Origin of the sequence: Terribacillus sp. 7520-G (assembly GCF_002271665.1) — a bacterium.
GTDB lineage: Bacteria > Bacillota > Bacilli > Bacillales > Amphibacillaceae > Terribacillus.
The window spans coordinates 1-2,614 of the sequence record NZ_NQFP01000014.1; the positions used below are offsets into that span (position 1 = coordinate 1).

At 36.9% G+C, this 2,614-nt stretch carries 3 protein-coding genes; all 3 read left to right on the top strand.

Features of this window, described 5'->3' with window-relative positions; translation table 11 throughout:
* Positions 1 to 283 (top strand): alcohol dehydrogenase catalytic domain-containing protein (locus CHH53_RS05730; RefSeq protein WP_158221495.1); only part of this gene is annotated, 283 nt, incomplete at its 5' end.
* A 355-nt stretch (positions 284 to 638) separates the two neighbouring features.
* Positions 639 to 1,250 (top strand): TetR/AcrR family transcriptional regulator, encoded by a 612-nt coding sequence (locus CHH53_RS05735; protein ID WP_095215171.1) that lies wholly within the window; start codon positions 639 to 641, stop codon positions 1,248 to 1,250.
* A gap of 97 nt (positions 1,251 to 1,347) precedes the next feature.
* Complete coding sequence (locus CHH53_RS05740; RefSeq protein ID WP_095215172.1) at positions 1,348 to 2,304, top strand: SDR family NAD(P)-dependent oxidoreductase; 957 nt, start codon at positions 1,348 to 1,350, stop codon at positions 2,302 to 2,304.
* Positions 2,305 to 2,614: the final 310 nt, after the last annotated feature.

Consider the following 2,614-nt stretch of genomic DNA (forward strand, 5'->3'; position numbering starts at 1 on the left):
CGATATCAAAAAGCGGAAGGGCACAAAGGGGTCTGGCACCCCTGGTATACTAGGACTGGATGCTGTCGGAATCATTGAAAAGCTAGGAGAAGACGTTAAAGATCATCATGTAGGGAACAGAGTTATCGTATTCATAAACACAGCTGCATATACAGTAGCGAATGCACCGCTTGTCTTTCCGATTAACACGACTCAGCTGCTTATGCTTACTACTGAAACATGCAGCAAATATTCCTCCCACAACAGAGTAAAGGTGAAAAGTAAAGCTTGGTACTTTGAATAGGAGTAGACTTTTGAATTCGTTAAAAAAGGACCACCTTGTGTTGCTCGGAGTTCCTGTGAGAAGGAGCCGCAGTTAGCAGCGCCTTTTATATAATAACAAGTGCCGATATAGATATCTTTATTTTGTCGTCAACCATAAGCTGATTACTGTTATCATCTGTTCTATTAACTATGGTTCCGTCGGAGAATTCAACCTCTTGCAGTTGTCTGTTATTTCCGTACTTATTGAGATTCATTACAAAGTCAAAGCGATTTATCTATGACCTTTATAACCTTAAGGAGAAAGTAAAGTATATTGTTAACTATGGTATAATGTGATATTAATTATGATACATTATGAAAGAGGGTAAGTACCATTGACTTCTAATAGTGATAATTCTCAAAAAGCATTACAACGAGGAAGGCCAAGGAGTAGTGATGTTGATAAGCGAATTATTGATGCAACGCTAACTCTTCTAGCTGAAGTTGGTGTTGAAAAAATAAGTATGGAAACAATAGCATCCAAAGCTGGAGTAGGTAAGAGCTCCATTTACCGGAGATGGAAAAACAAAGATGATCTTATTCTAGATGCGTTGGAACAGTTAAAACCAGAATTTAATGTCCCTGCAAACGGTAAGTTAGATGATAACTTATTTGAACTCTCTAGAAACTTCGCAGAGCAAATGAATAATCCTCTTGGTAAGCAAATGCTCTCCCTTTTAATTTCTACTTTATCAAGTAATTCGCAGATATCCGAATCTTATTGGGAAAACCATTCACTACCTAAAACAAAGGAAATTTCAAACTTGTTTCAAAATTGTCTTGAGGAAGAAAGTATCCGTAGAGATGTAAATTTGGATCTTGTTTCTGAATTTTTAATTGGGTTCATCATCTATCAGCTTTTGATGAAACCATCAACAACAGAAATAGAACCTCATATAAGAGCAGGAATTGATATAGTTTTAAATGGTATAAAAGAAAACAAGTAAAACTTAACCTTGCATTTAAGCAAGGTTTTTTATTGACAATATACGATACGATACTGTATCGTATCATATATAAAGTTGTTGAGGAGTGAAAAGAATTATGAGTAAAGATAAAAAGACTGTGATTATTACGGGTGGGAATACTGGGTTAGGGTACGAATGTGCTAAAGTAATTGCAAAAAACAGTCCTGATTGGCACATCATTTTAGCTTCACGAAACAAAGATAGGGTAAATTCAGCTGTCAAAGAATTGATTGTAACTACAGGGCATCAAAACATTATTGGAATGGTACTGGATTTAGCTTCGTTTTCTTCCATACATCATTTTGTTGATCAATTCAATCAAGCTGGCTTGCCACCTTTACATGCCATTATTTGCAATGCAGGACTACAATTTGCAAAGGGAACACAAGCTACTGCTGATGGTATAGAGAGCACATTTGGAGTTAATCATCTAGGACATTTCTTACTTGTAAGATTGTTAATTGAACAACTTCAAGATTATGGTTGTATTGCAGTTGTTAGCAGTGACACCCACGATCCACTAATGAAAACAGGTATGCCTGCACCAAAATATTTTCATCCTAGTGTTATGGCGGATCCTCAAAAATCAGATGAATCATTAGCAGGCCTTTCATCTCTTGCTAAGGGCCAAACACGTTATACCACCTCAAAGCTTTGCAATATCTACTTTAGCTATGAGCTAGCTCGTCAAATTGAGAAATCTAAGCGTTTAATTACTGTGAAAGCATTCAATCCAGGTATGATGCCGGGTAAAGGTTCTAGCTTATCTAGAGATTACAATCCTATACTTAAATTTATGTGGAATAATGTGCTACCGATAATGCGTTTCTTCCGTTCAAGTGTACGGTCGACAAAGCAATCTGGTACAGATTTGGCAAATTTGATATTGGATAATCGTTATAATAGTATTACTGGAAAATACTTTGATGGACCAAAAGAAATACCTTCCTCAAAAGAATCTTATGATGTGAATCGTGCTAAAGAACTATGGAACTGGAGTTCGAGCGTTGTTGGTTTAGATAAGAGAATTTAGTGATACGGTAGGGTCTCCACATTAAAAAAGCTTGAAACCATTGGTACATAAGGGATTCAAGCTTTTTTCCGTAGAAAGTGTTCCAAGGGCGGTGAAGGAGCAAATGCTAACTTTGATGCTAGCTTTATTCTTCCGATCGCAGGTCATGTTGACCTGGCTCATGATACAGCTCCTTTTCTCGAGAGTTGTGGAACGGAAAATATACTGCAATATGATAAAATATGCAGAGAAAAGCTGATTATGACTTGAGCATCTATGTCCCAATCAATAGGAGGCTTATTATGCGAGCGATTGTAGCAGAAAGTGGTCG